Genomic DNA, 20145 nt, shown 5'->3' on the forward strand with positions numbered 1-20145 from the left:
CGTTGCCCTGCCTTGCAGGTAGGAGAAGGTTATGAAGCATTTTAAGCGTGCAATTGGCACAGCGTTCATATTGGCTTGCTCTATAATTTATTTGGCAGTAGTCCCGGTAGGATGCACCAGGACTACTGCAGTTTACAAACCAAAAGAAAATGAATGGAAGGTAGATAGCATGATTAAAAACCCTATAATCCTTCCGGAAAAGCCGGGGGATGGTGCTGCAGATCCTTTTATCATGAGGTATAACGGCTGGTATTATCTGTACACAACAGGCGTTGTGAACATCTGGCGCTCAAAGGATCTGGCCAACTGGTCCTATGTCGGAACGGCAAATGATGCTAAACCCCTATCGGCGGCATATGCACCGGAGGTTTATTACTGGAACGGAAAGTTCTACATGTATACTTCCCCGGCAGGCAACGGGCATTATATACTGGAGGCGGATGAGCCTACAGGCCCCTTCATCCGTGTGACGGAAAACCTGGGTTTGTCTATCGATGGCTCCATCTTTATTGATGATGACGGTTCATGGCATTTCACCCGCGCTGATTCCAGGGGAATTATCGGGCATGAGATGTCTTCTCCCACAGAAATCGATCCAAAAGGAGTAAATTTAGGAGCATATATGGGGCACTGGACGGAAGGCCCGATGATTATAAAACGGAATGGACGCTATTTCATGACCTATACCGGAAATCATTTTCAAAGCAGAGGGTACCGGGTGAATTATTGCGTGTCGGAAGAAGGACCCTTCGGACCTTATAACAAGCCATCCGATAGTCCTATCCTGATAAATGACATGGATATTTCCCGTTCCCTGGGACACAGCTCCTTTGTATACGGGCCAGACCTTGATTCCATGTATATAGCATACCATTCCTATACAGTCAACATTTCGCCCAGAGTGCTCAATATTGACAGGCTATCCTTTAATGGCAGCCGCATGTATGTCAACGGGCCAACCTGGTTTGAAATGCCTGTAGCCGACATGCCCAGCTATGCTCTCTGGCCTGAGGACGATCCGGCTTCACAAATGGACAGAACATCTCTGGATAATATGGAGAGCTTGCTGTCAAAGGAGGAAACCGGGAATACCTTTACGGCGGAATGGAACCTGTCGGGAGGAAATGGAGATACCGGAGTTGTGCTGTGTAAAAATGACGATGGTGATTATATAAGGATATTGTGGCTAAAGGACAGCAGCAGTGTAGTTGTTGAAAAGCACGAAAAAGGTGCCTTCAGAACCTTAGGCAGCTTTGAGCTGCCAAATGGATTCCGGCGGGATGCGCTCCACACTGTTAAAGTGCAGTACTGCCCGGAGCTGCTGGATGTGTATTTTGATGGCATGCACAAGCTGGAATATAAAAATCCGGGACCTGGGTCAGGACGCATTGGGTATGTTTATGAAGGATCACAGCCTTCCATAGGTTTCACCGGTTTTTCCGACGCATATAAAGGTTCGGGGGATTATAAAGCTGTTAAACCCATACCCGGCAGATTCGATGCGGTTCATCACCTGCCGGAAAGAAATAAGGGGAATGGAGGCAGCATCGCTAACGGCACCCTGGCTGGGGATATCAATACTTTAATCCTTGAAAAGAAAGGCGCATGGGCATCTTACCGGGTCAACGCCGAAAAGGACGGCACCTATGGCATAGCTCTGCAGGTAAGCAAGAGCACACAGGAGAATATTGAAGTGGAGGTGCTGGAGGACGGACAAAGCCTGGGTGTATTCAGCCTGAAAGAGCTCAGTGAGCTGCGGCGCAGCACTGGGGAATCAAAAGGCATTGACAGGGCAGAGAGGGAAGAAAAGGCGGAATCGGAGATAAAAACCGAAGCAGACTTTGTTAAAATCCCTCTGGGCACGATATCCCTGAAAGCTGGCATGCATCAACTGGCATTGCGGCTGGCCGGCGGTGAAAATCTCGAAATACTGTCGGTGGAAATCTATGGCGAGGATAGCAGCGCTTTGCCAGCAGAATATGATATGACAGGCTGGCACCGGGACATGAAAGTATATGGACATGGCAGCTTCAGTTTTGACGAAAAAGGCATGGGCAATCCTGACAGGGAGGATATGAAAATGACGGTAGGAAGCCGCACCTGGACCGATTACATAATAGACGTAGAAGTAACTCCCGGACGTTTCGGAATGGGAAGGTCGGGGCTTTTATTCAGGGCTTCCAATGAGTCTTATCATCCCCACCAGAATAACAATGCTCTGCAGGGTTACTTTGCAGGGATGGACAGTGACGGCATATTCCTTAAGCGTATGAATTATGAAGATACCAAGGAGATTGCAAAAGTGCCTTTCAAAGCAGCGGAAGGGGTTACATACTCCATGAGGGTAGAGGCACGAGGCAACAGCATAAAGGTCTATGTAAACGACATGGATAACCCGGTGATAGAATACTGCGACCCCAATCCATTCCTGTTTGGAAGGGTTGGAGTATGGTCCTTCAAGGATGTGGCAGTTTATAAAAACTTAAAAATTGCTCTTTTACAGGATAAGGGATAATGGAAATAAAATAATGAGTTTTTGATTAGGAAAACCGCCGTAAGGCGGTTTTTTTCTTTTTGCACTAAATTGTCAGAAATTTTTAAGAAAAAGGCCATCTTTTTCGTAAGTTATATGTTTTAGCATGGTAATGGGCGAAATGGGGTTTATTTTATGCTAAAATAGGAAAGAAGGTGGGGATATGTATGGACAAACCATGTATACTGGTTGTGGATGACGATAGAGAGATTGTAAAGGCAATATCCATCAATCTTGAGAATGAAGGTTACCGTGTTCTGAAAGCATATGACGGGTTGCAGGCTCTTGATATGTTGAGCAGCCAGAGTGTCCAGCTTATTTTGCTTGATGTCATGATGCCCAAACTGGATGGGCTTTCTGCCACAATGAAAATAAGGCAGGATAAGAATATTCCGATAATAATACTGTCGGCAAAGTCGGAGGACACTGACAAGGTGTTGGGACTTTCCATGGGGGCCGATGACTATGTAACAAAGCCGTTTAATCCCATGGAGCTCATGGCCAGGGTCAAATCACAGCTTCGCAGGTATATGACCCTCGGGGACATAAATGTAAAGGGGAAGAGCAATTTACTGAGATCCGGAGGTTTGTGCTTTGATCCCGACACATATACTCTGACGGTGGATGGGGAACCGGTTAAGCTTACGCCGACGGAGACAAAAATTGTTGAGCTTTTGTTGAGAAATGCCGGACGTGTCTTTTCAACAGAAGAGATTTATGAGCGTGTATGGGAAGGCCCGGCTTACGGAGCTGAAAACACGGTAATGGTACATATCAGGCGTATTCGCGAAAAGATAGAAATAAACCCTAAAGAGCCCAAATATTTAAAGGTGGTGTGGGGTATTGGATACAAAATTGAAAAAATCTAAACCGTTTCTCATATGGCTGTGCTTCTTTATCGGAATGAATATAGTTATTTCAGCTATAATGCTGGGAATTATGTCATTGGATGAAATTAATAATAATTTCGATGTAATCCGCGCAGTTTTAAAACAGGACCTAAAGTCTTCACAGAATTTCATAAATTTTATAGCAGACAGATTTGACTTCTTGGCCCGGTATATTAATGATGATGCTGATAGGTACAACGCTTCAGGGGAGTATCTTGATAGGTTGGAAAATGAAGGGGAAAACCTGATTTACTACGCGATAAACCCGAAAACGGAGAAAATACTGACCAATTCAAAAACTGACCATGGGATTTCAGAAAAAGGAAAGCCTTCCTTGCCTAAAGGGTATGACTATTTCTTATATTTCGACGGAGAGAGATTTATAGCAGAGCAGGGAGGGAAAACTATTGATGTTTATCGGAAGGACAGCGGGTATAAAAAAAGCACACTGTGGAGATATATCAATGGAAATCCTTCGTCAAGCACTGTCAATGCTGGTGAACTGACCCTTAAACATCAAGCCGGGCTCATTGATAGCCCTTTTGCAGATATACCTGATATCAAGGGCTGTAGAATTCTTCTTATGGTAAAAAAGAATATTATAGAAAATCCATATGCATACAGTTCTCTTTATAATTTGAAAAGAAGCTTTGAAACTGCCTTGGTCATTATAGCCGCAGCTCTGATTATATTTTTAGCCGGTGTTGCCTTGCTGGTGTTCTCAATAATCAAGCGGAATGTCAAGAGAGAATTTGACAAAGTCCTTGTAAGGAAAAGCGGAGCAGTATGGTTTGAGGTAAAAGCGGTTATATCGTTATTCATCATTAATATACCTTTGCAAGTGCTAATGTATGGCTGGTATTTTAATAAGGAACTGGTACATGTTTTAATATTAATTTGCTTTTGGTGGTTCTACCTCATGTTTAAAGACCTGTATGCCAACAGGCGAAGTTTTTTCTCCAACAATTCGATAAGCGCTTTAATTAAGTTTTACCGATCCTTTGAGAGCAGAAAGCCCTTTCAAAAAGCAATGCTTTTAAGGATATATGCCTTTATTGCGGCGGAAGCAGTATTGGTTATCCTTGTTGCAATATTTTTCTATGGCTTCTTGGCAGAAGGTGGTATATATTTGCTTCCGGCATTGGTTTTTTTTGCGATGGGAGTTTATCTGGCTTACCGCTATCTTAAGAGGTATTCCAACGAAATAGGCGATATAGGCAGAGTTTTGGATCATATAGAGGCCATCAAAAAAGGCGATATGGAAACAAAGCTTGCCTTAGATCCCGGTGCCGATCTATATACTGCTGCAGAAAATTTGAATAAAATACAGGAGGGTATAAGCAAGGCTGTTGAGGAGAAAATAAGGAGTGAGCGCATGAAGGTTGAGCTTATAACCAACGTTTCCCATGACCTGAAGACTCCCCTTACTTCGATTATCAGCTATGCGGACTTGCTGTCAAAGGAAGAAGGGCTGCCGGACCATGTCATGGACTATATAAAAATCCTGGTGCAAAAATCCGACAGGCTGAAGACGCTTATACAGGACATTTTTGAGCTGTCCAAAGCAACCAGCGGAGATTTGAAAGTTGAAAAAGAAAGGATTGATTTAGGAAAGCTTATCAGGCAGACTCTTGCTGATTTGGATGAGCGGATATCCCAATCGGGGCTCCTATTTAAGATTGATATACCGGATGAGCCTGTATATATAATAAGCGATGGCAAAAAACTCTACAGGGTGTTTCTAAATCTCATCGGCAATGCTCTAAAATATTCTCTGGCAGGTTCCAGGGTTTACATCACCCTCGAAGTAAAAGACGGCAAAAAGGCCATGGCTGTGATTAAAAACATTGCCAATTATGAAATGGATTTTAAGGAAGAGGAAGTGCTAGAGCGTTTCGTAAGGGGGGATAAATCCCGCACAACCGAAGGTTCAGGGCTTGGCCTTGCTATAGCCAGGAGCTTTGTGCAAGCTTGCGGTGGAAGCATGAATATAAAGGTGGACGGTGATTTATTCAAAGTTGAGCTGGGGTTCAATATTGAATGAATGCTGTGCAGCGTTTTTGTTGAACAGAGCCGTAAAGAGGAGCTTCCGATCCGTTTAAGCACTTTGGCTGGCTTTACGGAAGGATTATAGGCAAAATAATTTCCCTTACAGAAGAATTAAAAAGTGATTTCTTTAATTTATATAAATACTGCTGTATATGTACCTATATTTCTTGTTTCGGCCGCTAAAACAGTGTTTTGCCTTTGATGGAGATGATAAATAAAAATACTGGGAGCCGTCGCACTAGTATCTAGTGTGAGGCTCCCTTTCAATAGGGTAATACCATCTTTATTTTATATGCTTAGGATAGGCGAGAGTATTACCCTATCTGTACTGATTTATTTATGGAGGGGAAGAGTATCAATCCTTTGAACTATGCTTGCATAAAATTAACTCGTTGTGCTGGCATTTTCGCTAGCGGAGTTCTGAACAACGCTGTCTCAAACCAGCTAGCACAACAAGTAAATTAGCATTTATGTTTTATATATTAATTCCTGCTCCTCACGCGTTTTCCTTTAAGGTAAAGGATAACTAAAAATATGCTGTCTATTGCAAAAGTAATTGTACTCAATGCAAAGGCCACTGATTGAGTATCATTTCTCAAGCTTACAATGCAATATAATGATAAGAGCCAGCATAACAGGACAAATACCATATAAGGGCGGGTCATAAAAAGCAGCGTCTCATCCCAATCCGTAAGCCCGTTATACTCCTGTTTGTTCTTATTCGGCATTTCCGATTGCTCCTCCTAAGCCCCTGCGACATCCTCTGTGAAAAGCTCGAATTTTGGCAGCTCATCTACAAGGTGGCAGGTTACTATTGATGAACCATGTTTTACCGGTTCCGGATGTTTTACCTTACAAATATCTTTGCAGTACATGCATCGGGTGTGGAATCTGCATCCGGAAGGCATATTGGAAATATCGGGCAGTTCTGAAGAAGCATTGAGCTGCAGTTCTTTTCTTTTCCTGGATAGACGTGGATTTGGTATCGGAACCGCAGTAAGCAAAGCACGCAAATAGGGGTGCTGCGGATTGGACAATACTTCCTGCAAATCACCGGTTTCTACAATCTCGCCTAAATACATGACGGCAATGCGGCCATTTTTACCAACATAACGGGCGGTGGCGAGGTCATGCGTTATATACAATATTGCTATGTTACGCTCCTCATTTAACCGGGCGAGCAGATTCAGTATTGACACTCTAAGGGATACATCAATCATAGAAACCGGCTCGTCAGCCAAAATCAGTTCGGGATTCATGGACAGGGCTCGTGCAATCAATGCGCGCTGCCTTTGCCCGCCGGACATCTGGTGAGGATATTTATTAATAAAATGCTCTGTTGGTGTTAAATCCACTGCTTCCAAAACTTCATTGACTTTTTCCAGGAGATTGTCTTTAGTGGCATATTTTTTGAGCAGCATCGGGTCCCCCAGAGACTTTATCATCGTTCTCATGGGGTTTAATGCCGCATAGGAATCCTGCTGAACTACCTGAATGCTGCTGCGGTAGACATTCGCCTCTTCCTTGGTCATGGAGTGTATTTCTTTCCCTTTAAATTTGTAGGTTCCTGAAACTGGAGTCAGCAAACCGGCAATCACATTCGCCAGGGTAGTCTTGCCGGAGCCGCTCTCACCAACGACTACAACGATTTCTCCATTATGGATCTTTAGATTTATATTATGCAGAGCATTTAATTCCTGCGGCTTTCTAAACATACCTTTGCTCTTGTAAAAATTCATTTCCAAGTTATTAAGTTCTACTAACGGCACTTTTGCATCTGTTTTATCATTCACATTTGTCTTATCAGTCATATTGCCTTCCCCCTTATCTCTTTATGACAGGCTACGGTATGTTCCTCGGAAACTACTCTGGTTTCCGGTTCAACTTGTCTGCATATGTCGTCAGCGTACGGACATCGGTCCGCAAAAATACATCCCTTTCTCTCTTGCATTAAATCAGGAGCCGTGCCCGGGATGGCTGCGCGTTCCTTCACATCACCTATCAGAGAGGGAGCAGCCTGGATCAATAATTGGGTATAGGGATGACATGGTTGCTCAAACATATCATATATATTGCCGAATTCTACAATATTTCCACCATACATTACCACCATATAATCGCACAGGGTGGCTACAACAGCTATATCATGGGTAGAAAGCACCATTGTTGTCCCTTTTATTTGATGGACGGTCTTCAAAATTCTAAATATATAATCCTGGGTTATTACATCCAACGCGGTTGTAGGTTCGTCCAAAAAGAGTATTTCTGGTTCAAGCAGCTGGGCAAAGGCAATCATAATCCTCTGCTTCATGCCGCCGGACATTTCATGAGGATAGGATTTCAGCACGCGGTCTGCATCCAGTCTTACAGCTCGTAAGAGTTTTTTTACATGCTCTATAATCTCCTTCTCCGACATATCCTTTTTATGAGCTAGATAGGTTTCTATAAACTGCTCCTGCAGCGTCATGGTGGGATTCAAACAGTTCTGGGCAGCCTGGAAAACCATGGCAACATCACGCCATCTATATTCCCTGAGCTCTTTATCGGATAGGGATACTATATCCTTTTCACCAAACAAAATACTCCCCTTGGTTATTTTACCCGGATTGGATACAGTGCGGAGAATTGCGCTTGTAAGAGTTGTTTTCCCCGAGCCGCTTTCTCCCACCAAGCCGGTTATTTTGCCTGTGGGCACGTCTAAGTTCACATGATTAACCGCCCGCAGTATGCCATTCGGAAGAAAATAATCCACGCATAAATCCCTTATTTTCAGAATAGGTTCAACATCCTGGGTTTGCACTTGTTTCTTTTCAGATGCTTGCATGGTGAGTTCCTCCTTGTTCTGTATTTTTCCTGGCAGGGGTATTCTGCTTTTTCTTTTTGTCTGGCTTATACGAAGATGATGCGCGAAGGCGTGGATTCAACGCTTCATCCAGTCCGTTGGCAAAGAATACTAATGACATTTGAAGCAAAACGAAAGCAGCAGTAGGAACCAACATATTAAAAATTCCTGCTGTATTCGTACCGCTATTTGCCTGTACAGACGCATTGGAAAGCATGATCGACCAATGGGTAGGCTCATAAGGGGCCATGCCCAACATCATAAGTCCAACACTGGTAGCTATGGCCGCATTAGTGTTGAGCACAAATACTGACGCCAGATAGGGAGTAATGTTAGGGAGTATTTCCTTGAATATAATATGTCTTTTAGGAAGTCCCATGATGCGGCATATAAGAACAAACTCCCTCTGCTTTAATGAAAGAATAGTTGCCCGGACATTTCTGGCTAGTAACCCCCAGCTTAAGCATGCCAGCACTACCGCAAGCATTATAACATTACGGATGGGGAAAATTACGGCAATAATCAGCTGAATAGGGAATATGGGCACAGAAAGCAGTATTTGTATCATCAGGGAAATTACCTTGTCTATAATCCCACCTGCAAAGCCGGCCAAAGCGCCTAAAGCAAAGCCTAAAATAACGGTGAAAAGCGATGCCAAAAGTCCAATGTATAAAACAGAGCGCGAGCCGTGAACAATTTGCTGGAACAAATCATTTCCTACATAATCGGTACCTAAAGGATGCGCAAAAGACGGCCATTGATATCTGTTCAGAAAATCCGTGCTCAAGTCCAGAGGAACGACCATCGGACCGAAGGTCGCCATAACCACAAAAAATAACAGGATAATCATTCCAACAAAAGCTTGTTTGTTGTCATACATTGTTTTAAAAAAAGATTTTATTACCTCCATCCCTAGTCCTCCCTCTTTATCCTTGGATCGAGTCTTGGAAGTATCAAGTCAACAAATAAACTGGCAAGCACTGTTGCTGAAGTGGTAATCAGGAGCAAACCCTGAGCCACGGTAAAATCACGATTTCCCAGGGCTTTGCTTAACTGGGAACCGATACCCGGGTAAACAAAGGGTCCCTCCATATAAGGCGCACCACCTAACATGGAACCAAAACTGATAGCCAGTGTAGTGTATAACGGCAATAGTGCATTTTTCTTTACATATTTATTGCGTATGGTCTTATCCGATAGGCCTCTTGCATAAGCCGCGGTCACGTAATCCTCTGCCATGACGGAGATGCAGCTTCCTTTCATATTCATAACCCAGCCATTAATCTGTGTAGTGGTATAAGCGAATATTGGCAGTGCAGCATGCCAAAGCACATCTTTAATAAAAGGCAGATTAAGCCCCGGCTTAACTTTCATGGAATACGCCCCTTGTATAGGAAACCATTTAAGGCCGAACGCGAATATGGAAAGCACCAGGGTTGGAATCAATGCCGGCGGTATTGAATTCACAATGGTGGAATAGGCAGCAATAATCGCGCTGATAATTGATTTTCTCCTCCAGGCCATTATGCTTCCCAGCCAAATACCCAGAAAATAGCTCAAAAGAAGAGCTATGGATACCAGAAACAGCGTCCAGGGCATATAATAAGCGACGATCTGGTTTACTGTTATGGAGCTGTTGGTTATTGATGTTCCCAAGTTCCCGCGGAATAAGGATGAATAATATCTCCACATCTGTTGTAATATTGGTTCATCAGGATCATAGTTGTAGGTCTGGACGACCAGCCTTTTTGCTTCGTTAAAATCTATACCACGTTGCACAGCCATGTCACGGGCTCTGACATCAAATACATCACCCGGCATCAGCCGGAACAATATGAATGTCAATATTGAGCATATAGCTATGGTTAGAAGGGCTATACCGATCTTTTTCAAATAATATCTCGAATTCATGTGCGCCTCCTCCTTTATTTAATTTTTATTGGCTAGAGGTGTTTAAATTCACCTCTAGCCACAGATAACTTTTTGCGCTATCTATTGTCACAATCAGGGAAAAGCTTAAGAGTGATCATAATACATCCCCAATAGGGTATGATGTCATCATTTTTCTGTAGTAGGAGCAAGTCTTGACATTTTACGCACACCACCCGAGAATCCCCAGTTGAGATCATGTACTGCAATTCTTTCTTCCAGTGTTTCAGGGAATGGCATCCAACGATTTTCGGGTATTTTATCCTTCATCGGCAAGTTATCGGTATATTTCAGGTTCTCCCATGCACCCGTTACATTTTCGTAGAAGTTGATGGCAAAGGCATTTTCATTTGTAGCCCAGATGATGCGCTCCCATTGATCCTTTCTTACTTCGTCATCCATTTCGTTCGGCATGTTGGAAATCCACTGCCATACGTCAAAGGTATTGCCGTCCCAATCCTCCAGCTTCAATGTAGTACGATTGGTCTTTTCGTCAAAGGGGAAGTTCATCTTTTTAGCAGGTCCACCACCGCGGCTATAGAAATTATTGAGAGTGAAATATGGATGAGAGAAGGACCAAGCAACATCTATCCACTCCCAGCTCATATCAAATACATGCTCAACCTCGGACTGCTGTCCGTACACTGAACCGTCAACCGCGATTACTTCCGTATCTATTCCGAACTTTGTAAGCTGGTTAGCATAGATAGGGCATACCAAGGTTGCCACATACCAGCCTTTATCCAAGCCAATAGTTAATTTTATCTGCTTTCCGTTCGCGTCATGCCATTTACCGTTGATTTTTTTGCATCCGATGCTTTCCAAAAGCTCCGCAGCTTTTGCTTCGTCATGGCTGTATTTGCGCATTCTATCAATTACGTCCTTATCCACATATGTTTCCAGCATTGATGGAGGTAAGCCCAGGGATGACCAAGAATGTACATCGGACTGATATGATCCTATATCACGCAATGCTTCTTTATCAGCTACATAAATCAAAGCTTGCCGGAATTCTTTTTTATCCATGGGGGCGTTCTTTGATCCTATGTTGAAATACAAGCCATGGGATGCAGGGTCCCTCATGGGGTAATATACAATATTTTTATTGGCTTTCAGAAGCGATTCTGTCAGGTCCTTTGGCATTGTACCGTCCATGTTGTGGATTTCTTCTGCTTCCATCATAGGAGATTTTGTTGCATCAGTAGTGGATCTTATGATGATCTTGTCAAATTTCTGACCGTCCGGATTCCAATAATATGGGTTTTTGCTCATGCTTCCTTCGTTTATTGTATGGCCGGGGTCATTAATATATGGACCTGTACCCACGATTATGTGGTCTTCGTTGGGGGGAGTCTTGATATATTCCTTCCATACCTTGTCTAACTCTTCGGCAATTTTGGGATCGCCTGCCGGATATCTGCCGAAAGGTCCGCGTATTCCCTGGGCCTTTTGCTCCTCAGTCAACAATGGAGCCTTTTGGAGCAGCTCATACCGCTTTTCGGCGAATTCCCCATATATATGGTAGGGGATACGTCCATGGTGGACTTCCTGAGCAATTAACATAATCCTTAAATCATCGAAAGGAGCCGGTTCAGCCCATACGAATTCAACAGTTAAATCATCGGGAGTTTCGATAGAAGTCAAGAAGTTAACCGGAGAGTTGTGGCATATTTGGTAGAAGCACCAGATATCTTTGCTGGTGAAAGGTTCTCCGTCGCTCCATTTTATGTTGGGGCGCAGTTTAAATATTGTCTTGTTACCCACGTGCTCGTAACTTTCTGCTAACTGCAAAGCAATGTCATCGGTACCACGCTGATAGCGGATTAATCCTTCAAAAGCGAAATCACCGAAAGTGCTTGTGCCAACCTCAGAGTTCTGATTTGCGATGAACTGGGCAGGATCAGGAAGACCGCCTTGTCTGATGTACACTTTATCTTTGTTGTATCCTTCAGTGGATGCCGACTTGTCTTTCTGACTACATGCAACTGGTGATATAGCCATGATAATGGCAAGAATGCAAATTAATACCATTCTTACTGACTTTTTCATCATATTAACATCACATTCCTTTCGCTGTGCTCAAGGCACAAAAAAGAATGAAAAATTTTTACTTAAGCCACCCTCTGTAGTAAAATATAAGTGGGTATGCAGGTATACTACAGAGCACGGGGAGGTGAGTGTGACAACCAAACTTTGAGTTGTCCGTATATTAACATGTGCCGTTCGCTCTCTCAAGTACAAATAAGTGTGCCATCGAGCACGAACACTAATCTTTGTTTTAAACAAAGCTCTTGTTTATATTGAGTGGACAGTCAATGCCTGCATCCCTAAATATTTACAAGGGTGAGGTTGATGCTTAAGATTGTCTATCCCATCTGTTGTGGAATTGATGTCCACAAAAAGTTTGTAATTGCCACTATTGCCACCACCAATGATAAAAATGTTACTTCCTATCAAACACGTCGTTTTAATACTTTCAAAAATGATCTAATCGCTCTCAACAACTGGTTAGTAGAAAACAAGTGCAAAGATGTCTGTATGGAATCCACCGGAAAGTACTGGATTCCTGTTTTTAACGTGCTCGAGGATTTCTGCACTATTACCCTTGCAAACCCGAGATACGTTAAAAATATCCCAGGTAAGAAAACCGATAAGCGAGATTCAATTTGGCTTGCTGACTTACACAAGCATGCATTGGTAAAAGGTAGCTTTATCCCATCTAAGCCTATACGGGAGTTGCGGGATTTAATTCGGTACAAGTCTAAACTTACCAACGTCTCTTCCAGTGAGAAAAACCGGGTGCAAAATTCGCTTACAGTTTCAAACATCATGCTTGCCAATGTTGTTTCCGACACCTTCGGCAAGTCTGCTTCCTCAATTATTAAGCACATGATAGAGAATCCTGATATCATCGACTTTGATTATTCTTCAATGCTCCACAAAAGTCTGAAGAAAAAATCGGATGAAATTGAACAAGCCGTTGCTGGTAAATTCTCTAAGGAGCAAGCGGCAAAATTGTCTGTATGCTATGAGCACTATAACAGCGTTGAAAAATGCATCGAAATACTGGAAGCTACAATACTCGAGCTATCTTTACCTTTCAAAGAACAAATTGACATCATCGCTACTTTACCTGGTATTAAGCAGGCATCGGCTACAGCTATTCTTTCAGAAATCGGAACCGATATGTCCGTCTTCACCTCGGACAAGCATCTTTGTTCCTGGGCTGGCCTTACACCCCAGAGTAATGAAAGTGCCGGTAAGAAGAAAAGTGTCCGTATTAGCCGCGCCGGTGTCTACATTAAACCTTTACTTGTCCAGTGTGCTAATGCCGCTGTAAAGGACAAGTCCTGCACTGTTTTCAAAAACCGCTATGAAGCGATTAAAAAACGTCGTGGTCACAAACGTGCTATTATTGCTACCGCAAGAATGATTTTAACCTGCATCTATCACATGCTCTCTAAAAATGAGCCATTCAATCCATTGCTGTATGATGACAATGCGAAATCTAAGAAGCGTAATCAGCAGGATTCTCTAAGTATTGAGCAGGCCATCGCATTTTTGCAAGCCAATGGGTATACTGTGAATATTTCTGATCTAGTGGCAATAACAAACTAATAGTGTAATTCCAGTTTCATCCACAGTCCTAGGTATTCCTTAAGGGCTTGCTTTGTTGCGGCCTTCGCGGGTCTTTTTTATTTTCACACTACCTCCATCTTAAAATAAATAGCCTGTTAACTTTAATAATGAAAATGAAACCTGAGACGCCTCTGGTATAAGGGAATCGTCCTCAACTACCATCTCCCGGAAGGGAGAGTTCGAGTTTCATGACTGTTTTAGCTAACAGAGCAGAGTTTTTGGCAACATATCATCAGCTGATGGCATTTCATATTATAATAGAAAAGGGAAAGGGCGCGAAATTCTAAATTTCTCACAAAGGTGGACTAATTTCATTATATAGAAAAAGAATATGCTATTAAATTCTAAATTTTCATAAAGGTGGATTAATCTTACAATGGGAGCTGCGGCCCAAGATTTCACGGCCAATGCAAGAGGAATTCCCAATCTCAATAAGGCTTTTTGAAGCATGGCTCATGTGACTTATACATTTCTTGCAGCTTTTCCTGGTTTTGAATAAGAAAACCAGGAAGCTGCAGGACTTGAGAGATGCCATGGAGTATTTCTAAAGGAAATACCATATATCTATTGCTAAATTTATATATGCTTGCCAAAAAAGGGTAACTGCTGATTCTTACTTAAATCAAATTAAGGGTAGCTGCAAAATGTATAAAATATACGATATAAAACTAATTGTATTATATGTACACTGATTGTATTATATAATTTGAAAGTAGGTGTGAGAATGGGCGAAATCAGAGAGAATGTTAAGCGAAATCTTGGTTATTACCTGTCGTTAAGAGGTATCAGTCAAAAGGAGTTAGCCGATAAACTTAATGTTTCTCAATCAGCGGTTACCAATTGGATTAAGGGAAAAAACTCCCCTGATATTGAAACTGTCGCTGAAATATGCGATATTTTGTCAATATCCGTAGTTGACCTGTTTGGTACTGAAAATAATGATATGTATACGGAAATGGAAAAAAGAGTCATAGCCGAATATCGAAAAAAACCGGAGCTTCAACACGCAATTCATGTGCTCTTGGGAATTGAAAAGTAATTGAATGTCAATTTAAGCCAATGTTTGCAAACTAAAGAAAAAGCATGCTATTTAAGCTTCCTGTGATAATGTTAAGATTTTGAGTATGGCAATCGGGATTTGATCCTCATACCCCGTTATGTGATTATTACTGCAGTTTTTTCCATACTCCTTAGCATTTCACCATAATAAGGATAGGGAAGAAAGGCTGGCCTATATGGCTTTTCCTATTCATCTATTCTGCTGCCAATAATTTGCTGTGAAAGGATGGCAGCTCAGCACCCGGTTTGCCAATATTTGCATTGTATTGATTATTCCACAGCTTATAATACCATTTATTATTGCGCAGAAGGGACTCATGGGTACCTTGCTCTACTATTTGTCCCTTTTCAAAGACATAAATATATTTCACCAATAGCAGAATCGGAAATTGGTGTGTAATTATGATTGTAGTGCGGTCTTTAGTTACTTCTGACAGTGCGTCTATAATTGCTTTTTGGGATTCTGAGTCAATAGAGCTTGTCGGCTCATCGAGAATAAGTATCTTTGGATTTTTTAAAAGCACTCTTGCCGGAGCAAGTCTTTGCTTTTGTCCCCCTGAGAGCTTTGCACCATTTTCTCCAACGATAGTATCATAGCCATCAGCCAACTCCTTGATGAAGGAATGGGCATTAGCGATTTTTGCGGCCTTAATAATTTCGGCATCGGTGGCTTGTTCGCAGCCAAGGGATATATTTTCTTCACACTGGCATCAAAAATAAACGGGTCCTGCGATAAAATTCCTATACAGTCACGCAACTGTCTTGGTGAAAAATTCTTGATATCCTGCCCGTCAATTTGAATTAACCCTTCATAATTGGAATACAGTCCGGTCAATAACTTGATTATGGTGCTTTTCCCGGAGCCGCTTAAACCTACAATTCCAATGGGATTTTCTCTGGAAGCCGACAAATTTATATTAAGCAACAGTACTTACGCAAAACAAAATGATCCTTGAAAAATAAAGATTTCACGCACTTAATTTGTCCCAAATGGTTGTTGCGAGAGGATTTGAGACAGTATTTACCTCTTTACCTGTCCGGTCTTTGGATGTTACATTAATAATGTACACAATACCGTTGACTTTAACCTGGACAATGTCCTGCAGGAAGCTGATGGTTTCACCCATGGTATTCAAATTATTCTGTATCTGCAAAATCTGCACGAATACAGAAGTTATGAACACCAAGGAGAAGTGACCCTCAAGTTTTCTAATAGACCGGACTTGAACTTTTTCAAAGTTCAGAAACTGCTTGATGTCTCTGAAGAATACTTCAATGTCCCAACGGCAAAGGTATTTCTTGAGGATGTCTTGAGCAGCTACACCGGGCAAGTCAGTAATGATAAATCTGGTGTTTTGGATAGATGCGTTATAGCCGTTTTTGACTATTGCCATCATGGTGTTACCCACACCAGGTAAGATTACCGATAAAGCCTTGATGTAGAAGCCTGTACCGGGGTAGTACCTGTACTGTTTCTTGCTAAACAGCAGGCTTATGGTCTTAACGTTAAAGTTAACCCTGTTGTTGTACAGCACTTTGCGGTTATTCTTTATCATGCAGACATAGTGGTAACCGCACTCTGAGAGCTTTTGCAGGAGCTCTTTACAGGAATACCAGGTGTCGAATGTGACGTATTCGGCAGCCAAACCAAATTTGTGGGCGAAGGATATCATACGTATGGCTAGTTCAACCTTGGTATGATATTCTTCACACTTTTCTTCCGGTTTCCATATCCGAAACGCCACGGGGATTTTAATCCAACCATTAGACCATAGAAGGACTACAATGTGCATTCCCCAGACATACCGATTATTTGTGTGATCGTATACATAAGATGTCGGGAAAATGCTCTTGCCGAAAGGCTTCCTGATAATCACATCATCGATGATCAAATATCCAAGACCAGCCGTTTGTGACTGTATTGCCTGGATGAACAGGATCATGATATTTGTGTTATTAATAGAAAGCAACGGCAGCAGCCTTGTTATGGCATCATGGGATACCCAGTACAGCTTCTGCGCAATATATGTTGCTGTAGGATTATTAAACAGGATTATACCCATACATGCTGCAACGAAGACCAGTGTATACTTCTCAGGGAACAAAAACTTATCCAAATTGAACTTTCTCACCAGTTCAGTAATAATATCGTGAATGCCGTGCTTGGCAACGGTTATGTCGGAAATGCAATTTTTGGTAGACCTCATGGAACCCCTGCCAAAAGAATAGCATAATTCGAAAACTGGTGAATAGCTGTAATATATGGAAACCTCAATGCAACAACCTTTTAAGCTATATTCTGTTTTCAAAGTGCTGATATGACTTGTTTATGTTACTTTTGCGTAAGTACTATTAAGCAAATTAAAATTGGAAAGATTAGAGGGATATTGAAAACTTACATCGGATAATTTTATGGTTCCCTCAATATTCTTTACATCCACCCGGCATATTTGCTCAGGTTCAGCTTTTATCTCCTCTGACAATACTTCTATCGATCTTTCTGTTTTAACTAATGCCGTTTGAAAATTTGTAAGAGAGCTTAGGAAAATGTTAATTCTGCCTTGTAGCATAGTAAAATAGGCAATGATTGCAAATATATCCCCAGGCCCTATTTCCCCCCGCACAACCCTGTATCCGCTGCGGACAATAACTGCGAATATGGCTATATAAAGATGCTCTTTGCACAGATTGTGTAATATGCCTGTTCATAGAATCATTAACATAGTTTTTGGCAACATCTATCAAATCGGCAAATACTATGAGCAAAAAATAGAAAATAGAGTATCTCCAAATCCTTGACTTGTCTAAAGTACTCATAGCATTAATAGATTTTTTCAGATATTCATTTGGAAATACTATGAAAAAGCTTGTCGCTAAAGTTAAAAGCAGTGAACATAATACTAAATATTTATGATTCAGCATGCTTCTTATCAAGAATGCATACGCACTTTTATCTTTTATTTTAACCGGTCCTATGGAAAATCCTTTTAGCAATTGAGTTATCAAATATGCCACCCCGCACACTTATTTAAAGTTATGTGTTTTTTGCGATAAACTTCTGACTGGTATATCTGGCTATTATATGGGAAGATTGCTTGCTTATGCTCAGTTGATAAACACAACAGCTTTTGCTTCTAATACATGGTAATATTTTACCAGTAAAAAATATCCTTAACAACCCTATGATAGCATTATTGGTTGAAGGTGTGAAAAATCCGGTAATCAGAGTAAAGGCAGCCAAAAATAAAAATTATAAAAGCATGATCTCAATAATATTTTTTGCCCCAGAGTTGTTATGAGCATTGCTGGGTTACATACTTATGAGTATCGCCACATTGGACTCACGTTTGGAGGGAACCTTTTCGGTAAACACATTAATTGTCGTTGCTGCATTCTTCCTTTTCCAATTGATATATTATGCAATAACTCAGAGGAAGTACAACAGGGATATTATAAAAACAAGGGTGGCTGAATAAGTGTAAGCGAACCCCAATTATTTTACATAAAAGGAGTACATAATGAGCAATTGATTAACCCAGTGAAAAAGGAGCGCTAGCTACTCTAACATACTGCAATGGCAGCATAGGGAACAGGTATGCTAACAGCGCCGGGATATGATTTAGAAGGTGCAATAGTATCTGGCTGAAAGGTGAGAAGGTGTAAAATATAGGTGATTTTATAAGATTTATGGTGTAAAATAAAGTATATAGTTCGAATTGGTAAAAGTATGCAATAAGCAAATTAAATTATTATGGAGCATTCCTATAAGGAAACAAAATGGCCTTTGAAAAAATAGATGCCTGACTGTAAAATTTGAAATGTGAGTTGCCGCAAGTAACCACAAATCAAAAACACAGGAGGCATCCAATATGAAGTATACTCAGAATGAAAAGATTTTGCAAATCAAAGAAACGACGCTGATTGTCGGAATTGACGTTGGTAGTGAATCACACTACGCCAGAGCTTTCAATTTCAGAGGCGTAGAGTATGGGAAGCTGTTGATTTTCAGCAACAATACTGAAGGGTTTGCGAAGCTCAAAGAATGGGCAGGGAAGATAGCGGAAGCCAAAGGCTTTACCGAGGTGATCCTTGGGATGGAGCCGACAGGACACTATTGGTTCAACCTTGCTGAGAATACTATGAAAAGCGGGATGCGCATTGTACTAGTAAACCCGCATCATGTGAAGAAAAGCAAGGAATTGGATGACAACAATCCCACCAAGAACGACCGTAAAGACCCAAAAACCATAGCAATGCTGGTTAAGGATGGGAGATATATTGAACCGTATATTCCGGAAGGTATTTACAAGGAGCTACGGTCGGCCATGGACAGCCGGTGGCGGCTAGTAAAGGAACTTTCAGCTGTCAGGAACCGTATCAGCCGGTGGATATGTATCCATTACCCTGAATTCACCAAGGTATTTGAGGATTGGGAGGGGAAGGCTGCATTGTTGATACTGAACGAATGCCCGACACCCAAAAAGGTTGTTGAAAAAGGCATTGAAGGTATCATAGCCATCTGGAAGAAACACAAGATAAGGGCTGTAGGAATAAAAAGAGCTGTGAGGCTTCTTGAATCCGCTAAGACTTCTATTGGAACATCCGAAGGGCTTATATCTGCAGAAAATGAACTCTCAATGTTGCTTGAGGACTATGAGAGCAAAATGCGACAGCATGAAAGAACAATGGCTTTAATTGAGGAGCTGGCAATGCAAATTCCCGGGTTTGAGAAGATGCTTGAAATCAAAGGTGTTGGACTCGTGGTAGCTGCAGGCTTTCTAGCGGAGGTAGGCGATATCTTTAGATTTAGTCATCCAAAGCAGATCCAAAAGCTGTCTGGGCTAAGTCTCAAAGAGAACAGTTCCGGTAAGCATAAGGGTCAGACAACCATATGCAAACGTGGAAGGAAGCGGCTGCGATACTATTTGACATTTGGTATTATGCCCTTGCTGTCCAAGAATGAGGAATTCCGAGCCTTACACCAATACTATACGACTAGGAAGGAAAGGCCCTTGAAGAAAATGCAATCCCTGGTTGCTTTGAGTAATAAGTTAATACGGATATTTTATGCGATACTGACGAAAGACATAGCTTACGACCCACAAAAGATGATAAGCGATATAAAAAGACCGGAAGTAAAAGCAGCATAATTTGCACCGCATATGAAAGAATACATCGCTCTCGTAAGCCAGTCAAGGGCAAGA

The 20145-nt window shown here is 41.8% G+C and carries 15 protein-coding genes and 1 pseudogene; 7 read left to right on the forward strand and 9 right to left on the reverse strand.

The window, feature by feature from the left end; genetic code table 11:
* The first annotated feature begins 31 nt into the window (after positions 1 to 31).
* From CDO33_RS02455 to CDO33_RS02465, 3 genes are all read left to right on the forward strand, one after another.
* Entirely contained in the window at positions 32 to 2515 is a 2484-nt protein-coding gene (locus tag CDO33_RS02455) for a family 43 glycosylhydrolase (protein ID WP_103083034.1), read from the forward strand.
* Positions 2516 to 2700: 185 nt separating this feature from the next.
* Positions 2701 to 3402, forward strand: coding sequence for a response regulator transcription factor (locus CDO33_RS02460; protein ID WP_103083035.1), 702 nt, complete (start codon positions 2701 to 2703; stop codon positions 3400 to 3402).
* On the forward strand, positions 3377 to 5467 hold the full coding sequence (locus CDO33_RS02465) for a sensor histidine kinase (RefSeq protein WP_103083036.1): 2091 nt from the start codon (positions 3377 to 3379) through the stop codon (positions 5465 to 5467). Before CDO33_RS02460 ends, CDO33_RS02465 begins: the two co-directional genes overlap by 26 nt.
* 487 nt (positions 5468 to 5954) lie before the next feature.
* On the opposite strand, the gene CDO33_RS02470 is transcribed toward CDO33_RS02465, so the two are convergent.
* The 6 genes from CDO33_RS02470 to CDO33_RS02495 all read right to left on the reverse strand — a co-directional run bounded on the left by CDO33_RS02470 (position 5955) and on the right by CDO33_RS02495 (position 12244).
* Entirely contained in the window at positions 5955 to 6200 is a 246-nt protein-coding gene (locus CDO33_RS02470; protein WP_103083037.1) for a hypothetical protein, read from the reverse strand.
* Positions 6201 to 6215: 15 nt separating this feature from the next.
* Positions 6216 to 7283, reverse strand: coding sequence for an ABC transporter ATP-binding protein (locus CDO33_RS02475; RefSeq protein ID WP_103089755.1), 1068 nt, complete (start codon positions 7281 to 7283; stop codon positions 6216 to 6218).
* Complete coding sequence (locus CDO33_RS02480; RefSeq protein WP_103083231.1) at positions 7280 to 8296, reverse strand: ABC transporter ATP-binding protein; 1017 nt, start codon at positions 8294 to 8296, stop codon at positions 7280 to 7282. Before CDO33_RS02480 ends, CDO33_RS02475 begins: the two co-directional genes overlap by 4 nt.
* Positions 8283 to 9224 (reverse strand): ABC transporter permease, encoded by a 942-nt coding sequence (locus CDO33_RS02485; RefSeq protein ID WP_103083232.1) that lies wholly within the window; start codon positions 9222 to 9224, stop codon positions 8283 to 8285. Before CDO33_RS02485 ends, CDO33_RS02480 begins: the two co-directional genes overlap by 14 nt.
* A 2-nt stretch (positions 9225 to 9226) precedes the next feature.
* Entirely contained in the window at positions 9227 to 10225 is a 999-nt protein-coding gene (locus CDO33_RS02490) for an ABC transporter permease (protein ID WP_103083233.1), read from the reverse strand.
* 147 nt (positions 10226 to 10372) lie between these two features.
* On the reverse strand, positions 10373 to 12244 hold the full coding sequence (locus tag CDO33_RS02495) for an ABC transporter substrate-binding protein (protein ID WP_161496678.1): 1872 nt from the start codon (positions 12242 to 12244) through the stop codon (positions 10373 to 10375).
* Positions 12245 to 12595: 351 nt separating this feature from the next.
* Here CDO33_RS02495 and CDO33_RS02500 point away from each other — a divergent pair, with 351 nt between their 5' ends.
* Both CDO33_RS02500 and CDO33_RS02505 read left to right on the forward strand, forming a co-directional pair.
* Positions 12596 to 13861, forward strand: a complete 1266-nt coding sequence (locus tag CDO33_RS02500; RefSeq protein ID WP_103083332.1) for an IS110 family RNA-guided transposase — start codon at positions 12596 to 12598, stop codon at positions 13859 to 13861.
* Between the two features lie 745 nt (positions 13862 to 14606).
* On the forward strand, positions 14607 to 14921 hold the full coding sequence (locus tag CDO33_RS02505) for a helix-turn-helix domain-containing protein (RefSeq protein WP_103083314.1): 315 nt from the start codon (positions 14607 to 14609) through the stop codon (positions 14919 to 14921).
* Between the two features lie 214 nt (positions 14922 to 15135).
* Here the strand turns inward: CDO33_RS02505 and CDO33_RS21405 are convergent, their stop codons facing one another.
* The 3 genes and pseudogenes from CDO33_RS21405 to CDO33_RS02520 form a co-directional block, all read right to left on the reverse strand.
* Complete coding sequence (locus tag CDO33_RS21405) at positions 15136 to 15633, reverse strand: ATP-binding cassette domain-containing protein (RefSeq protein WP_103083315.1); 498 nt, start codon at positions 15631 to 15633, stop codon at positions 15136 to 15138.
* Positions 15634 to 15653: 20 nt separating this feature from the next.
* A pseudogene (locus CDO33_RS21655) lies at positions 15654 to 15866 on the reverse strand (ATP-binding cassette domain-containing protein); the annotation flags it as partial.
* A gap of 43 nt (positions 15867 to 15909) precedes the next feature.
* Entirely contained in the window at positions 15910 to 17148 is a 1239-nt protein-coding gene (locus CDO33_RS02520) for a transposase (RefSeq protein ID WP_103083335.1), read from the reverse strand.
* A 1128-nt stretch (positions 17149 to 18276) separates the two neighbouring features.
* Here CDO33_RS02520 and CDO33_RS20700 point away from each other — a divergent pair.
* Positions 18277 to 18417, forward strand: coding sequence for a hypothetical protein (locus CDO33_RS20700; protein ID WP_161496680.1), 141 nt, complete (start codon positions 18277 to 18279; stop codon positions 18415 to 18417).
* Between the two features lie 393 nt (positions 18418 to 18810).
* Positions 18811 to 20091 carry an IS110 family RNA-guided transposase gene (locus CDO33_RS02530; protein WP_103083326.1) on the forward strand — a complete coding sequence of 427 codons (1281 nt, stop codon included), beginning with the start codon at positions 18811 to 18813 and terminating at the stop codon, positions 20089 to 20091.
* Positions 20092 to 20145: the final 54 nt, after the last annotated feature.

Source organism: Clostridium thermosuccinogenes (assembly GCF_002896855.1).
GTDB classification, from domain to species: Bacteria; Bacillota; Clostridia; order Acetivibrionales; family DSM-5807; genus Pseudoclostridium; species Pseudoclostridium thermosuccinogenes.

Excerpts from the sequence above, each read along its gene's own strand:
- CDO33_RS02455 (WP_103083034.1), top strand. The coding sequence starts at position 32 with ATGAAGCATTTTAAGCGTGCAATTGGCACAGCGTTCATATTGGCTTGC.
- CDO33_RS02460 (WP_103083035.1), top strand. The coding sequence starts at position 2,701 with ATGGACAAACCATGTATACTGGTTGTGGATGACGATAGAGAGATTGTA.
- CDO33_RS02470 (WP_103083037.1), bottom strand. The coding sequence starts at position 6,200 with ATGCCGAATAAGAACAAACAGGAGTATAACGGGCTTACGGATTGGGAT.
- CDO33_RS02475 (WP_103089755.1), bottom strand. The coding sequence starts at position 7,283 with ATGACTGATAAGACAAATGTGAATGATAAAACAGATGCAAAAGTGCCG.
- CDO33_RS02480 (WP_103083231.1), bottom strand. The coding sequence starts at position 8,296 with ATGCAAGCATCTGAAAAGAAACAAGTGCAAACCCAGGATGTTGAACCT.
- CDO33_RS02485 (WP_103083232.1), bottom strand. The coding sequence starts at position 9,224 with ATGGAGGTAATAAAATCTTTTTTTAAAACAATGTATGACAACAAACAA.
- CDO33_RS02490 (WP_103083233.1), bottom strand. The coding sequence starts at position 10,225 with ATGAATTCGAGATATTATTTGAAAAAGATCGGTATAGCCCTTCTAACC.
- CDO33_RS02495 (WP_161496678.1), bottom strand. The coding sequence starts at position 12,244 with ATGGCTATATCACCAGTTGCATGTAGTCAGAAAGACAAGTCGGCATCC.
- CDO33_RS02500 (WP_103083332.1), top strand. The coding sequence starts at position 12,596 with ATGCTTAAGATTGTCTATCCCATCTGTTGTGGAATTGATGTCCACAAA.
- CDO33_RS02505 (WP_103083314.1), top strand. The coding sequence starts at position 14,607 with ATGGGCGAAATCAGAGAGAATGTTAAGCGAAATCTTGGTTATTACCTG.
- CDO33_RS02520 (WP_103083335.1), bottom strand. The coding sequence starts at position 17,148 with ATGAGGTCTACCAAAAATTGCATTTCCGACATAACCGTTGCCAAGCAC.
- CDO33_RS02530 (WP_103083326.1), top strand. The coding sequence starts at position 18,811 with ATGAAGTATACTCAGAATGAAAAGATTTTGCAAATCAAAGAAACGACG.